The sequence below is a fragment of the Rhodococcus sp. LMD genome, assembly GCF_056108245.1.
The window spans coordinates 579,374-596,537 of record NZ_CM148557.1 but is presented as its reverse complement, the minus strand read 5'-3'; the positions used below and the strand labels follow the sequence as shown (position 1 = coordinate 596,537).

Here is a 17,164-nt window from a genome sequence, read left to right as displayed (position 1 = left end):
ACGGCCCGCCGGGGAACCGGTCAGCTGCACTGCGCCGCGCCGGCGGTGGACTCCGCCAGGCCCGGACGGGTCTCGGGCGACGGCCCCCACAGTCCGTCGGTCTTCGCGTAGGTCCAGCCGGGACCGGCATCGACGAGCGTGCGCAGCGCGTCGAGCAGACGATCCACGTCGGCGGAGGAACTGCCGAGACCGAGAGAGGCACGAACCGCGCCGCCGGGCAGCCCGACCCGGGCGAGCAGCGGGTGCGCGCAGAACCGGCCGTCGCGCACCCCGATTCCGTGCTCGGCGGACAGATACGACGCCACCTCGCCGGGCTCGAAGCCGGCGACCGTGAAGGTGACGATGCCCACGGAGTCCGGGGAGTCGCTCCACAGCCGCAGGATCTCGACACCGTCGACACCGCGCAACCCGTCGAGCAGGCGCCGGCACAACGCCTCCTCGTGCGCGGTGACGGCATCGGCGTCGAAACCGGCGAGCGCGTCGCACGCCGCGGCGAGGGCCGCGACGCCGAGCACGTTGGGCGTGCCCGCCTCGTGTCGCGCCGGGGCGCAAGCCCATTCGGTGTGGCCGAGACTCACGTCGCGGACCGCACCACCCCCTGCGAGGTGCGGTTCCGCGACGTCGAGCCAGTCCCGGCGCCCCACCAGAGCACCGGCACCGAACGGAGCGTAGAGCTTGTGCCCCGAGAACGCGAGGTAGTCGACGCCGAGCGCGGCGAGGTCGATCCGCCGGTGCGGAACCAATTGTGCTCCGTCGACGAGGATCCGGGCACCGCAGGCATGCGCGACGTCGGCGAGTTCGGCGATCGGGAGGACCTCGCCGGTGACGTTGGAGGCGCCGGTGACGGCGAGCAGCGCGGCGGGCCGGCTGCACAGTTCCGCGACGAGCCGGCGGACCGTCTCGGCGACGGTGTCCGCAGCCTCGACAACGCGAGCGTTCTTCCAGGGCAACAGGTTTGCGTGGTGCTCGACGTCGAGCACCACCACGTCGCCGGGCACGGCTCCGGCCAGGAGATTGAGCGAGTCGGTGGTGTTGCGGGTGAACACGACCACCTGATCGTCTGCGGCACAGACGAATCGAGCCACCGACTCCCGGGCCTGCTCGTAGCTGGTGGTGGAGATCCTCGAGGCGTAACCGGCACCGCGATGCACGCTGGCGTAGTACGGCAGGAGTTCGGCGATCCGCTCGGTCACCGCTTCGAGGGCCGGCGCGCTCGCCGCGTAGTCGAAGTTGGCGTAGGTGCAGGTACCGCCCTGCACTAGGGGCACCTGGAGATCACATCCGGTGACCCGGGCGAACGGGGCGATACAGGTGTCGGCGGTCAGTACAGCGGCAGTCATGACGTTCCCTCGTCGTTCAGGGATTCGCCGGTGGTCGCCTCGTCGCCCGAGTACGATCACGGTCCGAATCCGCGCTTGCCGTGTCCGGTGTGGAAACACGGCCAGGTCGTCACCCGGAGCACCCCACCGCGGAGGAGGGTTGCCGACCAGCTAGCCGGGGCTTGTCGCTGGTTCTCGTGACCTGCGGAAGAGGATGGCAAAAGCGCGCGCGGATGTCAAACCGGGACCGCACCGTCGGTCGTCCGGAACGCGAATCCCCAGGGAGAGGCGGTTTCTCACGCCGAGCCGGACATCGGGCCGGGATTCCGGCGTTGCGGGACGCGGAAGAATCCACCGCGCGAGTGGGCACCGACACACCCGATGTTCACCCTCCGTCCACCTGACCGTGAGATAACCGGACGAACGCACCACCAGGCCGAGAGAAGGACATGCGATTGCCTGCCCAGCCCACGACGGATTCGGATCGGTCGTATCGCATCCCCGAGGAGTTCCTCCGCTCCTCCCATGCCCCGGCCCCGCGCACTCTCGTCGACATCCTGCGTGCCACCGCCGACACCCACCCTGACGCTCCGGCCGTCGACGACGGATCCGTCACCCTCAGCTACGCCGAACTCGTCGAGGAGGTCGTCGCCTGCTCCTACCGGCTCGCCGACGCGGGAGTCGGTGGCGGGGACCGCGTCGGCGTGCGCATGCCGTCCGGCTCCGCGGACCTGTACGTGACGATCCTGGGCATTCTCGCGGCCGGCGCGGCCTACGTGCCGGTGGACGCGGACGACCCCGACGAACGCGCCGAGCTCGTGTTCGGGGAAGCGCAGGTCACCGCCGTCGTCACCGCCGACGGCATCGGTCCGGGCACCGCGCCGCCGTCGCCGAAGCCGCAGCTGCGCGGTCCGCGCCTCGACGACGCCGCCTGGATCATCTTCACCTCCGGCTCCACCGGCACCCCCAAGGGTGTCGCCGTCAGCCATCTCAGCGCCGCCGCCTTCGTCGACGCCGAGGCCCGGCTGTTCCTGCGCGAGAACCCGATCGGCCCCGGCGACCGCGTGCTGGCCGGTCTGTCGGTCGCATTCGACGCGTCCTGCGAGGAGATGTGGCTCGCCTGGCGGCACGGCGCGTGCCTCGTCCCCGCGCCCCGCTCCCTCGTGCGGTCCGGGATGGACCTCGGACCGTGGCTGGTCTCCCGCGACATCAGCGTCGTCTCCACCGTTCCGACCCTCGCGGCGATGTGGCCGGCCGAGGCGCTCGAAGCGGTGCGGCTGTTGATCTTCGGCGGGGAGGCCTGCCCACCGGATCTCGCCGAGCGGCTGGCTGTGCCCGGACGCGAGGTGTGGAACACGTACGGACCCACCGAGGCCACCGTGGTCGCGTGTGCGGCGACGATGGACGGCACCGGCCCGGTCCGCATCGGCCTGCCGCTCGACGGCTGGGATCTCGCCGTGGTGGACGGCGAGGGCCGCCCCGTCCCGGAGGGCGGCACCGGCGAACTCGTCATCGGCGGTGTCGGCCTGGCCCGCTATCTGGACCCGGCCAAGGACGCCGAGAAGTACGCCCCCATGCCCACCCTCGGCTGGGACCGCGCCTACCGCAGCGGCGACCTGGTCACCCTCGACCGCGCGGGGCTGCTGTTCCAGGGACGCGCCGACGATCAGGTCAAGATCGGCGGCCGCCGCATCGAACTCGGCGAAGTCGACAACGCTCTGCAGAACCTGCCCGGCGTCGCCGGCGGCGCGGCCGCCGTGCGCAAGACGGCGGCCGGGCACTCGATCCTCGTCGGCTACATCGCCAGCACCGATCCCGAGTTCGACCTCGCCTCCGCGCGCGACCTCCTCGGCGAGCAGCTGCCCGCAGCCCTGGTCCCGAGACTGGCGCTGGTCGACGAACTGCCCACCCGAACCTCCGGCAAGGTGGACCGCAACGCGCTTCCGTGGCCGCTGCCCGGCGCCGAGGCCGCCGCCGCCGAGGCTCTCGGCCTCGACCCGACCGCCGAATGGGTCGCCGGGCTGTGGGTGTCGATTCTCGGCACCCCGATCGAGAGCGTCGACGACGACTTCTTCGAACTCGGCGGCGGCTCCCTCGCCGCGGCCCAGCTGGTGACGGCCCTGCGCGAACGCTATCCCGCGATGACCGTCGCCGAACTGTACGACCATCCGCGACTCGGTTCGCTCGCCGAGTACCTCGACGACCTCGCGCCGTCCGCGGTGATCGCCCCGCGGCAGGTGGCCCCCGTTCCGCGCCGCGCGCAGCTGCTGCAACTGGCCGTCACGGTGCCACTCACCACTCTCACGGGGCTGCAGTGGGTGACCTGGCTCGCGATCGCGAACAACGTCTTCTCGCTGTTCGTCGACGTGCCGTGGCTCGCTCCGGTGTCGTGGTGGTGGGTGACGGTCGGCATCCTGCTGTTCCTGACCCCGCTCGGCCGCATGTCCGTCGCCGTCGCCGGGACGCGGCTGCTGCTGCGCAACCTGCAAGCCGGCACCTATCGGAGAGGCGGCAGCGAACACCTCCGGCTGTGGACGGCGCTGCGGCTGTCGGAGGCCAGCGGTGCGGTGAACCTGTCCGGGGCGCCGTGGATGCTGTACTACGCCCGCGCCCTGGGCGCGAAGGTCGGAAAGGGCGTCGACCTGCACAGTCTGCCGCCGGTCACCGGCATGCTCGAGCTCGGTGACGGCTGTTCCATCGAACCCGAGGTCGACCTGTCCGGACACTGGGTCGACGGCGACGAGGTCCACATCGGCAGCATCCGGGTCGGAGCCGGCGCGACCGTCGGCGCCCGCTCGACTCTGGCCCCGGGCGCCCGAATCGGTAAGAACGCCGAGGTCGCGGCCGGCTCTGCCGTGTTCGGCCGCGTCAAGGCCGGCCAGCACTGGGCCGGCTCCCCCGCCCGGAAGGTCGGCAAGGCCCTGCATCCGTGGCCGGCCGAACCGCCGCGGCGTGCCTCGTGGTGGGTGCCGATCTTCGGCCTCACCTCGATGGTGCTGGCCTCGCTGCCGATCGTCTCGATCGGCGCCGGGCTCACACTCGTCGGATGGTGGATCCGCGACGCCGCCGACCTGACCGACGCGTTGCTCCGCAGCGCGGCGATCCTGCCGGTGGCGGCACTGTGGACCCTGTTCGTGTTCGCCGCGCTCACGGTGCTGTCGGTGCGTGCCCTGGCCGTCGGTATGACGGAGGGACATCATCCCGTCCGCAGCCGCGTCGGCTGGCAGGTATGGGCGACCGAGCGACTGATGGACAGCTCACGCACGTTCCTGTTCCCGCTCTACGCCTCGATGCTCACGCCGGGCTGGCTGCGACTGCTCGGCGCCGACATCGGCAAGGACGTCGAGGCCTCCACGGTGCTGATGGTGCCCAAGTTCACCCGGGTCGCCGACGGCGCCTTCCTTGCGGACGACACCATGGTCGCCAGCTACGAGCTCGGTGGCGGCTGGCTGTACATCTCCCGGGCCAAGGTGGGCAAGCGCGCATTCCTGGGCAATTCCGGTATGGCCGCCCCCGGGCGACGAGTCCCCAAGTACGGACTCGTCGCGGTGCTCTCGGCCGCGCCGTCGAAGGCCAAGTCGGGTTCCTCGTGGCTCGGCAGCCCACCGGTGCGGCTGCGTCGCGCCGCGAACGAAAGCGATTCGAGCCGCACGTTCGCGCCCCCGCGGCGGCTGCGCGTGGCCCGTGGCTTCGTCGAGACCTTCCGCCTGCTGCCGATGATCGTCACGTTCGGTATCGGCCTCGGCGTGCTGTTCGCCCTGCAGTCGCTGGCGACCTCGGTGGGGTACGCGCCGGCCGCAGCACTGAGCGGACTGGTGCTCATCCTCGCCGGCGCCGTGGCCGGCGTCGTGTCCGTCGCCGCCAAATGGGTGGCCGTCGGACGCATCGGCCGGGAGGAGCACCCGCTGTGGAGCTGGTTCGTGTGGCGCAACGAGGTGGCCGACACCTTCGTCGAAACGGTCGCGGCACCGTGGTTCGCCCGGCCCGCCACCGGGACGGCCGTGATGAACCTGTGGCTGCGTGGCCTGGGCGCGAAGATCGGCCGCGGGGTGTGGTGCGAGAGCTACTGGCTGCCCGAGGCCGACCTGGTGACTCTCGGTGACGGCGCGACGGTGGAACGCGGGTGTGTCGTGCAAACGCACCTGTTCCATGATCGGATCATGTCCATGGACACCGTCACGCTCGGCGCCGGCGCCACCCTCGGCCCCCAGTGCGTCGCACTGCCCGCCGCCGGAATCGGGGCCGGCGCCACCGTCGGCCCGGCCTCGCTGGTGATGCGCGGCGACGTCGTTCCGGATTCGACCAGATGGCAGGGCAATCCGATCGCGCCGTGGTCGCACCCGAGCGATTGGTCCCCGCTGTGAAGCCGGGGAACGACCCGAAGAAGACCCGCGAGAACGGCAGGACCTCGAAACCGGACGCGCCGATCGATCCGTACCTGCCCCGCAGCGGCAACCGTGGGTACCGCGTGTCGAGGTACGAACTCGATCTGAACTACCGGGTCGTGGCCAACCGGCTCACCGGCACGGCCACCGTCGTCGCCACCACCACCGACGAGCGTGGCAAGTTCGCGCTCGACCTCGCGCCGACGATGCGGGTGACGAAGCTGTCGGTCAACGGGTCCCGGCCCGCCAAGTACGCCCAGCGTGACGGCAAACTCGTCGTCACCCCCGCCCGGAAGATCCCCGTGGGCGGCGTGCTGACGATCGTCGTCCACTATCACGGCACACCGAAACCGATCCGCAGTCCCTGGGGCGAAGTCGGCTGGGAGGAACTCGAGGAGGGGGCGCTGGTCGCGAGCCAGCCCAACGGCGCCTCGTCGTGGTTCCCCTGCGACGACCATCCCGGCGCGAAGGCGAGCTACCGGATCACGGTCACTGCCGACTCCCCCTTCCAGGTGATCGCGAACGGCACCCTGGTACGCAAGACGACGAGGGCCAGCCAGACCACCTGGGTGTACGAGCAGCCCGAACCGATGGCGACCTACCTGGCCACGGTGCAGATCGGGAACTACGAGACCCGCAGGTTGTCCGAGACACCGGTGCCGCTCGTCGCGGTGCATCCGCCGCGCCTGCGGGCGAACTTCGACCGGGACTTCGGCCGGCAACCACAGATGATGGAGATCTTCTGCCGGCTCTTCGGGCCGTACCCGTTCCCGCACTACAGCGTCGTCGTCACCGAGGACGAACTCGAGATCCCGATCGAGGCGCAGACCCTGTCGATCTTCGGCGCGAACCACTGCGACGGCACCCGGAGCGAAGAGCGGCTCGTCGCACACGAACTCGCGCACCAGTGGTTCGGCAACAGCCTCACCCTGTCACGGTGGCGCGACATCTGGCTGAACGAGGGCTTCGCCTGCTACGCGGAGTGGCTGTGGTCGGAGAACTCCGACGGGCCGTCGGCGCAGACGATCGCCGAGGACGCGCACCGCGGGCTCGGTCGCAAACCTCAGGACCTACTCCTCGGTGACCCCGGGCCGGACCTGATGTTCGACGACCGCGTCTACAAGCGGGGTGCCCTGACGCTGCACGCACTGCGCCTGCGCCTCGGCGACGAGAAGTTCTTCGCGCTGATTCGGCAGTGGACCGCGGAATACCGGCACGCGACCGTCACCACAGATCAGTTCACCGACTTGGCGGCCCGATTCGCGGACGCGCCGCTGCGTCCACTGTGGGACGCGTGGCTCGCCGAGAAGGCACTGCCGCCGATGCCCGAGGCGTGAGAGGTCAGGCCGGTACTCGTTCCGGCAGGTGTGCCTGCCATTTCACCAGGACGAGCACCAGGCACGCGGCCGCCGCGACCGCGCCCACGACGAACATGGCCGGGTAGGTCAGGACCGGGTATGTCTGGGACAGGTACACCATGACGGCCGGCACCGCGAACCCCAGATAGCTCAGCGAATAGAACACCGCGGTGAGCCCGGCGAGGTCGTCGGGGCGGGCGATACGCTGCACTTCCTGCAGGCCCGACACCAGCGCCATGCCGTAGCCGCAGCCCAGGACGACCGCCGCCAGCAGAGCGAGCGGCACGGTCAGGGCGGCGGCCGCGACCGCCGCCGTGACCATCCCCACCACGAGCAACGTCAGTGCCACCGCCACCGCACGGGCATTGCGGGGGGTGTCGATCCGGCGGCCCAGCGACTGGATCGCGAAACCGGCACCGAGGGCGACGACGCACAGCAGCGCCGAGAACGCGATCGGGGCGTCGCCGCTGTGGCCGGTCATCAGCGCCGGGAGGATCGCGTACGCCGAACTGGCGGCGCCGAACACCCAGGGAGCAACGGGGGCGATCACGAACAGGAAGCGGGCGTGCCCGGCCGCCGGGATCTTCAGGTCTTCGCGCAGCGCGGTCCGCTCCGCTTCCGGCTGCGCCGGCCGGGTCTCCGGCGTCCGCAGCAGTGCCACACCTGCGCCGATACTCAGCCCGATATGCACGAGGTAGGACAGGGCACTGGGCATCGGCGCCCACTGCGCGAGGGCACCCGCGATGCCGGCCCCGACGCCGAAGCCGGCGGTCAGGCTCATCGCGGCCCGTCGTGCCCCGGCGCCGGGCGTCGCGCGCGGATCCCAGCGCGGGTCGGACAGTTCCTTCAGCCAGCTGCCACCGACCGCCATGCCGAGTCCGAGCGCGATCCCGCAGAGGATACGACCGAGGATGAGCAGCGCCGCGGAGTCCGATCCGAGGGCGAGCACCGCGGAACCGACGAGGGCGACGAACGGTGCGGGCACCATGACAGGCCGACGACCGAGCCGGTCGGAGAGCGGACCGCCGACGAGCAGGGCCGGCACGATGCCCAGGACATACGCGAAGAGGAACAGGTCGACGACGACCGGCGCGAAACCGTGTTCGAGCCGGTACATCACCAGCAGCGGGGTGAACTCGTTGCCGCCCCAGGCGACAGCGAACATCGCGGCGGCCACGAGCAGCCACGTCCTGCGAGGAACGGCATCCGTACCGGTGGGCAGACGGCCCGGTTCGGTGGCAGTTGCGGTCACAATCGTCCCCCTCCGAGTCCGTGCACCTCACGCATGTGCACGTCGAGCGCCGCGTCGAATGCGTCGGCGTCCCCGGCGGCGACGAGATCCACCAGATGCGTGTGGTCGGCGATGATCTTCTGCAGCTGCGCCGGATCCCGGGCGACCGAACGGGCCGTCATCCGTCGCTGGCGCTCCCGCAGGCCGGCATAGAAGGTGTCGAGAAGCGGATTGCCGCCCGCGGCCACGATGCTGCGGTGGAAGTCGGCGTCGGCACCGCTGAAGGCACCGACGTCACCACGCTCGGCAAGCTCGCGCTGCGTGTCCAGACTTGCGCGCAGGGTGCGTTCGAGTCGCTCTCGCGCCGGCGGAACAGAGGCGACGGCGCGTACCGCGTGGGTCTCGAGCAGCCGTCGCGCATCGACGACGTGCTCGGCCTCCCCGTCCGCCACAGGAACGACCAATGCGCCGCGCTTGGGGTACAGACGCATCCAGCCCTCGGCCTCGAGACGAAGGAAGGCCTCGCGCACCGGGGTACGGCTGCACGACATCCGGGCCGCGATCTCCCCTTCGCTGATCAGATCGCCGCCGGGAAACTCGCCCGACAGGATCAGTTCCTTGACCTCGCGATAGACCGACTCGGCCGCTGAATACGACATAGACACAAGATGTATTTATACCGGATGCCGTCGGAGTGGCGCCAGCGGCCCTGTCCCGTGCGAAAGGCCGCCCAGGTGAACGACTGCCTGCGGCGCTGGGAGCAGCCATACTCGAAGACGCCGGGAAGAGGAGAGGCGGGAGGAGGATGACGAGGCAGGGACAGGCCCGGAGTGACCGTCTGCACGCGGCTGCGATGGGAAGCGTCGCCACCGGCGTCGCGGCGTACTGGCTCGACTACTTCACCGCCGGACACGTCCGGTCGTCCGACGACCCCGCCTACATCGCGTTCGAGAACGCCTTCCCGGCCGCCGACGGGCTGATGGCCGCGAGTTTCGCAGTGAGCGCCTGGCACCTGACGAGGGGGCGGGCAGTCGCCGTCCCGCTGGGGATCGCGGCCGGCGGCGCGATGACATTCCTCGGTGCGATGGACACGCTGTGGAATCTCGAGCACGGCAACTACCGGCGAATGACTACCGAAATGGCCGTCGAGACGGGCATCAACGTCGTCTCGCTCGTGTTCGGACCGTGGACTGTCGCCCGGCTGTGGCGGCGGCGCGAGGCGCTCGCCGGCTGAGCGGACGGTCGCACGGTGACCGCGGGCTCCGTCGGGACCATCGGCGGACCCGGAAATGCCGGAAGCCCCCCGACGAGGTCGGGGGGCTTCCGGTAACGGGTGTTCGGCGGTGTCCTACTCTCCCACACCCTGTCGGGTGCAGTACCATCGGCGCAGACAGGCTTAGCTTCCGGGTTCGGAATGGGACCGGGCGTTTCCCTGTCGCTATGGCCGCCGTAACTCTGCGAAACGTCACGCATCAGAGTTCTCGAATACCCTTGTCGGGCTTCGGTATCTGATGTGTGTGCTGTTTCAGATACCGCACAGTGGACGCGTAGCTTCTTCGTGGTAAGTCCTCGGCCTATTAGTACCGGTCACCTGCATGCGTTGCCGCACTTCCAGTTCCGGCCTATCAACCCGGTGGTCTGCCGGGGGCCTTACCCCCTCGAGGGGGTGAGAAACCTCATCTTGGAACAGGCTTCCCGCTTAGATGCTTTCAGCGGTTATCCCTTCCGAACGTAGCCAACCAGCCGTGCCCCTGGCGGGACAACTGGCACACCAGAGGTTCGTCCGTCCCGGTCCTCTCGTACTAGGGACAGCCTTCCTCAAGTTTCTAACGCGCGCGGCGGATAGAGACCGAACTGTCTCACGACGTTCTAAACCCAGCTCGCGTGCCGCTTTAATGGGCGAACAGCCCAACCCTTGGGACCTACTCCAGCCCCAGGATGCGACGAGCCGACATCGAGGTGCCAAACCATCCCGTCGATATGGACTCTTGGGGAAGATCAGCCTGTTATCCCCGGGGTACCTTTTATCCGTTGAGCGACACCGCTTCCACATGCCGGTGCCGGATCACTAGTCCCGACTTTCGTCCCTGCTCGACCTGTCGGTCTCACAGTCAAGCTCCCTTGTGCACTTGCACTCGACACCTGATTGCCAACCAGGCTGAGGGAACCTTTGGGCGCCTCCGTTACATTTTGGGAGGCAACCGCCCCAGTTAAACTACCCACCAGGCACTGTCCCTGAACCCGATCAGGGTCCGAGGTTAGAGGTCCAATACGATCAGAGTGGTATTTCAACAACGACTCCACGGTAACTGGCGTCACCGCTTCACAGTCTCCCACCTATCCTACACAAACCGAACCGAACACCAATACCAAGCTGTAGTGAAGGTCCCGGGGTCTTTTCGTCCTGCCGCGCGTAACGAGCATCTTTACTCGTAATGCAATTTCGCCGAGTCTGTGGTTGAGACAGCAGAGAAGTCGTTACGCCATTCGTGCAGGTCGGAACTTACCCGACAAGGAATTTCGCTACCTTAGGATGGTTATAGTTACCACCGCCGTTTACTGGGGCTTAAATTCTCAGCTTCGCGGATCGCTCCGCTGACCGGTCCTCTTAACCTTCCAGCACCGGGCAGGCGTCAGTCCGTATACCTCGTCTTACGACTTCGCACGGACCTGTGTTTTTAGTAAACAGTCGCTTCTCTCTGGTCTCTGCGACCACCCCCAGCTCCGACCGCGAAGGTCTTCACCAGGGCTGGTCCCCCTTCTCCCGAAGTTACGGGGGCATTTTGCCGAGTTCCTTAACCACAGTTCTCTCGATCGCCTCGGTATTCTCTACCTGACCACCTGTGTCGGTTTGGGGTACGGGCCGTGTGAAAGCTCGCTAGAGGCTTTTCTCGGCAGCATAGGATCATGGAATTCGCCTCATTCGGCTACGCATCACCTCTCAGGCTCGTGCGACACGGATTTGCCTATGTCACGCCCTACAGGCTTACACCGGTACAACCACTGACCGGCCCCACTACCTTCCTGCGTCACCCCATCGCTTGGCTACTACCACCGAAGGTCCCGTGCAGCAGGATCCCGTCTCCCGAAGGAGATCGATCACCCTTTGGACGGTTAGTACCGATGATTCACCAGGGGCGCGTTCACACGGGTACGGGAATATCAACCCGTTGTCCATCGACTACGCCTGTCGGCCTCGCCTTAGGTCCCGACTCACCCTGGGCGGATTAACCTGGCCCAGGAACCCTTGGTCATTCGGCGGACGAGTTTCTCACTCGTCTTTCGCTACTCATGCCTGCATTCTCACTCGCGCCGCCTCCACACCTGGATCACTCCGGCGCTTCCCCGGCGGCACGACGCTCCCCTACCCACCCACACCACTGCACCCGTCTCCGCAGAAACGAGTGGGTGTTGTGTGAGTGCCGCGGCTTCGGCGGTGTACTTGAGCCCCGCTACATTGTCGGCGCAGAACCACTTGACCAGTGAGCTATTACGCACTCTTTCAAGGGTGGCTGCTTCTAAGCCAACCTCCTGGTTGTCTCAGCGATCCCACATCCTTTTCCACTTAGTACACGCTTAGGGGCCTTAGCCGGCGATCTGGGCTGTTTCCCTCTCGACTACGAAGCTTATCCCCCGCAGTCTCACTGCCGCGCTCTCACTCACCGGCATTCGGAGTTTGGCTGATTTCGGTAAGCTTGTGGGCCCCCTAGACCATCCAGTAGCTCTACCTCCGGTGAGAAACACGCGACGCTGCACCTAAATGCATTTCGGGGAGAACCAGCTATCACGGAGTTTGATTGGCCTTTCACCCCTACCCACAGCTCATCCCCTCAGTTTTCAACCTAAGTGGGTTCGGGCCTCCACGACGTCTTACCGTCGCTTCACCCTGGCCATGGGTAGATCACTCCGCTTCGGGTCTAGAACATGCCACTGATACGCCCTGTTCGGACTCGCTTTCGCTACGACTACCCCACACGGGTTAACCTCGCGACATGCCACTAACTCGCAGGCTCATTCTTCAAAAGGCACGCCGTCACCCCCAGCAGACCAAACTGCTCGAAGGCTCCGACGGATTGTAAGCGCACGGTTTCAGGTACTATTTCACTCCCCTCCCGGGGTACTTTTCACCTTTCCCTCACGGTACTAGTCCGCTATCGGTCACCAGGGAGTATTCAGGCTTATCGGGTGGTCCCGACAGATTCACAGCAGATTTCACGGGCCCGCTGCTACTCGGGCACCCTCCACGAGAGCCGGCATGTTTTCGTCTACGGGATTCTCACCCTCTACGACGGGCCGTTCCAGACCACTTCGACTAACACACCGGTTTCTTACTCTCGCCCACCATGACAGTGATGGGAAGAAGGGCCCCACGACCCCACGAGTGCAACGCCTGCCAGCTCTCACACACCCGCGGTTTAGCCTCTTCCGCTTTCGCTCGCCACTACTCACGGAATCACATGTTGTTTTCTCTTCCTGTGGGTACTGAGATGTTTCACTTCCCCACGTTCCCTCCACACGCCCTATATATTCAGGCGCGGGTAACACGACATCACTCGTGCTGGGTTTCCCCATTCGGAAATCCTCGGATCACAGCTCGGTTGACAGCTCCCCGAGGCATATCGCAGCCTCCCACGTCCTTCATCGGCTCCTGGTGCCAAGGCATCCACCGTACGCTCATAAACACTTACAACAAAGATGCTCGCGTCCACTGTGCAGTTCTCAAACAACACACAACACCCACTACTCACCCCACCGACCGGCAGAAGCTTTGACAGGCATCGTCGCTGATCGAACACTCGCGTGTTCTCTCAGGACCCAACAGTGCACCGATATAACTCTCTTCCCGCCGGCACTCGGACCGGCGGTGACGAAGAAAATACCTGTCAGCGTTCCACCCATGAGCACCACCGGATTACGTGTGAATCCGAAATGGCTCTGCCTGCATGCGTTTACCGTCCCCGACTGCTCGGGGTGCACGAGGAGTTGCTCCTTAGAAAGGAGGTGATCCAGCCGCACCTTCCGGTACGGCTACCTTGTTACGACTTCGTCCCAATCGCCGATCCCACCTTCGACGGCTCCCTCCCACGAGGGGTTAGGCCACCGGCTTCGGGTGTTACCGACTTTCATGACGTGACGGGCGGTGTGTACAAGGCCCGGGAACGTATTCACCGCAGCGTTGCTGATCTGCGATTACTAGCGACTCCGACTTCACGGGGTCGAGTTGCAGACCCCGATCCGAACTGAGACCGGCTTTAAGGGATTCGCTCCACCTCGCGGTATCGCAGCCCTCTGTACCGGCCATTGTAGCATGTGTGAAGCCCTGGACATAAGGGGCATGATGACTTGACGTCGTCCCCACCTTCCTCCGAGTTGACCCCGGCAGTCTCCTGCGAGTCCCCACCATTACGTGCTGGCAACACAGGACAAGGGTTGCGCTCGTTGCGGGACTTAACCCAACATCTCACGACACGAGCTGACGACAGCCATGCACCACCTGTACACCGACCACAAGGGAAACCCCATCTCTGGGGCGGTCCGGTGTATGTCAAACCCAGGTAAGGTTCTTCGCGTTGCATCGAATTAATCCACATGCTCCGCCGCTTGTGCGGGCCCCCGTCAATTCCTTTGAGTTTTAGCCTTGCGGCCGTACTCCCCAGGCGGGGCGCTTAATGCGTTAGCTACGGCACGGATCCCGTGGAAGGAAACCCACACCTAGCGCCCACCGTTTACGGCGTGGACTACCAGGGTATCTAATCCTGTTCGCTACCCACGCTTTCGCTCCTCAGCGTCAGTTACTGCCCAGAGACCCGCCTTCGCCACCGGTGTTCCTCCTGATATCTGCGCATTTCACCGCTACACCAGGAATTCCAGTCTCCCCTGCAGTACTCAAGTCTGCCCGTATCGCCTGCAAGCCCGCAGTTGAGCTGCGGGTTTTCACAGACGACGCGACAAACCGCCTACGAGCTCTTTACGCCCAGTAATTCCGGACAACGCTCGCACCCTACGTATTACCGCGGCTGCTGGCACGTAGTTGGCCGGTGCTTCTTCTGTACCTACCGTCACTTGCGCTTCGTCGGTACTGAAAGAGGTTTACAACCCGAAGGCCGTCATCCCTCACGCGGCGTCGCTGCATCAGGCTTGCGCCCATTGTGCAATATTCCCCACTGCTGCCTCCCGTAGGAGTCTGGGCCGTGTCTCAGTCCCAGTGTGGCCGGTCGCCCTCTCAGGCCGGCTACCCGTCGTCGCCTTGGTGGGCCGTTACCCCACCAACAAGCTGATAGGCCGCGGGCCCATCCTGCACCGGAAAACCTTTCCACCCCGGAACATGCATCCCGAGGTCCTATCCGGTATTAGACCCAGTTTCCCAGGCTTATCCCGAAGTGCAGGGCAGATCACCCACGTGTTACTCACCCGTTCGCCACTAATCCACCCAGCAAGCTGGGCTTCATCGTTCGACTTGCATGTGTTAAGCACGCCGCCAGCGTTCGTCCTGAGCCAGGATCAAACTCTCCGTTGAAGACTCTCAATCAAACCCCGAAGGGCCGATCAGCCATAAGCGTAGAGCCGAATCACTAGCAAAAAACTCAAACTAGCAAAAACACTGACCACCACAGACGGAAGAATGCGGCAGCCAGCAACAACCACCCCACAAAAGTGAAGTGGCCGCACCAAAATAATTTGGCACTGACATTCATCGGCACACTGTTGAGTTCTCAAAGAACACGCACACACCATCACCCCGCGAACCAACGTCCGCGGCGCTCCGGGGCAACCGTTCCAGCCTACCCACACCACCCGCCGGGAACAAACCCGACGCACTCGGTGGGATCGGCAACGGCCCAGAACCCTACCAGAAGATTCCGAACCGAACAATCAGGCGCCTGCGTCCAACCTCGTTGTCCCGAGCCCCTGCGGGCCGGGTCGGTGTCCGTGTCGCTCTGACCTGGAATAAGTTACGTGAACATTGCGCGAGTTACCAAATCGCCTGGTCAAGCCGCTTTTCTGGACGACATCAGGGCACCCAGTACTTCGCGGCCAGCTCTTCCACAACGGGGTCCCCCTCGGCGGCCTGGTCCAGCAGTGCCAGGTCGAGGCCGATGTCGATGAGCCGGGGGTTGTCCCCTTCTGCGTCCCCGAGGGGGCGCCCGCCGTCTTCTCCGCGCTGGCGCAGAATCTTCGCTCGCACCCGCTCCTTCAACGACTCACTCATAAGTCGAGTGTACTGAGCCGACGACGCCCGAGCGGGGTGCCGAGCAGCGGCGATCGGACTAGTGGTCGTCGTCGCGCCGGCGGAACACGCGCACCGCAGTGGGGATGAGAACGACCAGGGCGCCGATGATCAGAACGATCGAGAAGATCTCCAGGAGCACACCCGCCATCATGCGGCACGGAACGCGGCGGCGGGCGCCTTTGCCCGGGGCGAGCGGACCGGAGAGTGTACGTGCGTACGACGAAGGCCCTCCGTCCGCGTTCGGGATGGAGGGCCTTCGTCGTGCGGAGCTGCCTGCGAGAATCGAACTCGCGACCTTTTCATTACGAGTGAAATGCTCTACCGACTGAGCTAAGGCAGCGTGCCTGACGGCGCGCACGAGTCTAGCGCCTACCCCCCTGCCCAATGCAAACCGCCCGTCGGTGCCTACCGGAAGGCCGAGCTCAACCGGGCCGCCATCGCGGCCACCGCGAAGCGGGGCTTGACGTTCTGCGCGAGGACCTCGCGGCATTCGAGAATCGCCTCGATGCAGGTCAGCAACGCCTCCGGCCGGGCACGCGAAGCCAGGTCGGCGGCACGCTCGGCCATGTCGGGATGGTTGGCGGTGCTGGAAGCGCCCAGGGAACGTGCCAGCGCGTCGCGGTAGAGACCGGCCAGATCGATGAGGGCGCGATCCATGATGTCGCGCTCGGTCCGGGTGCGTCGGGACTTCTGGGTGCGTTCGAGGTCCTTGAGGACGCCCGCCGAGCCCCGGAGCGCCCCGGCAGCGCCCTTGCCGGTGCCTCCGGCGCCGAGAGCGGTCCGAAGTTCCTCGGTCTCCCGTTCGTCGCGCGTGGCGCTGATCTCCTTGGCTTCCGCCTCCGCACGCTGCACCAGCTCGTCCGCAGCGGTGTACGTGGTGGCAGGGCGGAGGACGGCCGCGGCCAGATCCAGCGCACGTCGACGGCTGGTGCGAGCGGACTCGTCGGTGGCCAGACGCCGGGCCCGCCCGACGTGGCCGCCGCTGATCGATGCCGCCCAGTTCGCGGTCTCGGGGTCGAGTCCGTCGCGTTCGCGCAGCACCCGGGCGATGGCGTCCGGGTTGGGCGTGACGAGCGCGACGTGCCGGCATCGCGAGCGCAGGGTCACGGAGATGTCCTGCGGATCCACGGACGGTGCGCACAGGAGGAACACCGTGCGTTCCGGCGGTTCCTCGACGACCTTGAGCAGTGCGTTCGCGGCGCCCTCGGTGAGACGGTCCGCATCCTCGATCACCACTACCTGCCACTGCCCGGTGCTCGGACGACGCGACGCGGTCCGGACGATGTCGCGCATCGCCTTGACACTGATCGTGAGCCCCTCGGGAACGACCCGACGGACGTCGCCGTGAGTGCCGGCCATGGTGGTGCTGCACGCGTGGCAGCGACCGCAACCCGGGACGTCCGGGTCGGTGCACTGCAGGGCGGCGGCGAAGCAGAGCGCCGCAATCGACCGACCGGAACCGGGAGGGCCGGTGAACAGCCACGAGTGCGTCATCCGGGAACCGGCTCCGCCGCCGCGCGCCGCGGTGGCTGCGGCGATCAGTTCGGTCTCCACGTCGCGCTGGCCGACGAGACGTTCGAAGACACCGGGCATGGCCTCAGCGTAGCGACCGGTTCCGACGCCGCCGAGGCGTCGGCCGT

General features: G+C 66.4%; 8 protein-coding genes, 1 tRNA gene, 3 rRNA genes and 1 riboswitch. Of the genes, 3 read left to right on the top strand and 9 right to left on the bottom strand.

Translation table 11 applies throughout. The features are described from left to right. Window positions 1-20: 20 nt before the first annotated feature. Window positions 21-1,340: an aminotransferase class V-fold PLP-dependent enzyme gene (locus ACWPQI_RS02750; protein WP_017681665.1), complete on the bottom strand. Its 1,320-nt coding sequence runs from the start codon at window positions 1,338-1,340 to the stop codon at window positions 21-23. A 66-nt stretch (window positions 1,341-1,406) separates the two neighbouring features. Next, a riboswitch (SAM riboswitch) is annotated at window positions 1,407-1,522 on the bottom strand. A 246-nt stretch (window positions 1,523-1,768) separates the two neighbouring features. Here ACWPQI_RS02750 and ACWPQI_RS02745 point away from each other — a divergent pair. Together ACWPQI_RS02745 and ACWPQI_RS02740 are read left to right on the top strand one after the other, a co-directional pair. Further along, window positions 1,769-5,683, top strand: coding sequence for a Pls/PosA family non-ribosomal peptide synthetase (locus ACWPQI_RS02745; RefSeq protein ID WP_172603617.1), 3,915 nt, complete (start codon window positions 1,769-1,771; stop codon window positions 5,681-5,683). After that, window positions 5,626-7,041, top strand: coding sequence for a M1 family metallopeptidase (locus tag ACWPQI_RS02740; protein ID WP_010594629.1), 1,416 nt, complete (start codon window positions 5,626-5,628; stop codon window positions 7,039-7,041). The genes ACWPQI_RS02745 and ACWPQI_RS02740 overlap by 58 nt, the downstream gene beginning before the upstream one ends. Window positions 7,042-7,045: 4 nt before the next feature. Here the strand turns inward: ACWPQI_RS02740 and ACWPQI_RS02735 are convergent, their stop codons facing one another. Then, window positions 7,046-8,227, bottom strand: a complete 1,182-nt coding sequence (locus ACWPQI_RS02735) for an MFS transporter (protein ID WP_228287212.1) — start codon at window positions 8,225-8,227, stop codon at window positions 7,046-7,048. 83 nt (window positions 8,228-8,310) lie between these two features. Further along, on the bottom strand, window positions 8,311-8,952 hold the full coding sequence (locus ACWPQI_RS02730) for a GntR family transcriptional regulator (RefSeq protein ID WP_474738628.1): 642 nt from the start codon (window positions 8,950-8,952) through the stop codon (window positions 8,311-8,313). 146 nt (window positions 8,953-9,098) lie between these two features. Between ACWPQI_RS02730 and ACWPQI_RS02725 the strand changes: the two genes are divergently transcribed. Next, window positions 9,099-9,527, top strand: a complete 429-nt coding sequence (locus ACWPQI_RS02725; protein ID WP_225223343.1) for a hypothetical protein — start codon at window positions 9,099-9,101, stop codon at window positions 9,525-9,527. Window positions 9,528-9,628: 101 nt separating this feature from the next. On the opposite strand, the gene rrf is transcribed toward ACWPQI_RS02725, so the two are convergent. The 6 genes from rrf to ACWPQI_RS02695 all read right to left on the bottom strand — a co-directional run bounded on the left by rrf (window position 9,629) and on the right by ACWPQI_RS02695 (window position 17,117). Then, window positions 9,629-9,745, bottom strand: a 5S ribosomal RNA gene (rrf, locus tag ACWPQI_RS02720). 105 nt (window positions 9,746-9,850) lie between these two features. Next, a 23S ribosomal RNA gene (locus ACWPQI_RS02715) occupies window positions 9,851-12,983 on the bottom strand. A gap of 304 nt (window positions 12,984-13,287) precedes the next feature. After that, a 16S ribosomal RNA gene (locus ACWPQI_RS02710) occupies window positions 13,288-14,810 on the bottom strand. Together the 16S, 23S and 5S rRNA genes form the textbook arrangement of a ribosomal RNA operon. A 495-nt stretch (window positions 14,811-15,305) precedes the next feature. Continuing rightward, window positions 15,306-15,503, bottom strand: coding sequence for a hypothetical protein (locus tag ACWPQI_RS02705; protein WP_017681228.1), 198 nt, complete (start codon window positions 15,501-15,503; stop codon window positions 15,306-15,308). Between the two features lie 288 nt (window positions 15,504-15,791). Next, window positions 15,792-15,864: transfer RNA gene (locus tag ACWPQI_RS02700), tRNA-Thr, on the bottom strand. Window positions 15,865-15,929: 65 nt separating this feature from the next. Continuing rightward, on the bottom strand, window positions 15,930-17,117 hold the full coding sequence (locus tag ACWPQI_RS02695; protein WP_010595037.1) for a DNA polymerase III subunit delta': 1,188 nt from the start codon (window positions 17,115-17,117) through the stop codon (window positions 15,930-15,932). Window positions 17,118-17,164 lie beyond the last annotated feature (47 nt).

Coding starts and splice junctions, on each gene's coding strand:
- ACWPQI_RS02750 (WP_017681665.1), bottom strand. CDS start 1,340: ATGACTGCCGCTGTACTGACCGCCGACACCTGTATCGCCCCGTTCGCC.
- ACWPQI_RS02745 (WP_172603617.1), top strand. CDS start 1,769: ATGCGATTGCCTGCCCAGCCCACGACGGATTCGGATCGGTCGTATCGC.
- ACWPQI_RS02740 (WP_010594629.1), top strand. CDS start 5,626: ATGGCAGGGCAATCCGATCGCGCCGTGGTCGCACCCGAGCGATTGGTC.
- ACWPQI_RS02735 (WP_228287212.1), bottom strand. CDS start 8,227: ATGTTCGCTGTCGCCTGGGGCGGCAACGAGTTCACCCCGCTGCTGGTG.
- ACWPQI_RS02730 (WP_474738628.1), bottom strand. CDS start 8,952: ATGTCGTATTCAGCGGCCGAGTCGGTCTATCGCGAGGTCAAGGAACTG.
- ACWPQI_RS02725 (WP_225223343.1), top strand. CDS start 9,099: ATGACGAGGCAGGGACAGGCCCGGAGTGACCGTCTGCACGCGGCTGCG.
- ACWPQI_RS02705 (WP_017681228.1), bottom strand. CDS start 15,503: ATGAGTGAGTCGTTGAAGGAGCGGGTGCGAGCGAAGATTCTGCGCCAG.
- ACWPQI_RS02695 (WP_010595037.1), bottom strand. CDS start 17,117: ATGCCCGGTGTCTTCGAACGTCTCGTCGGCCAGCGCGACGTGGAGACC.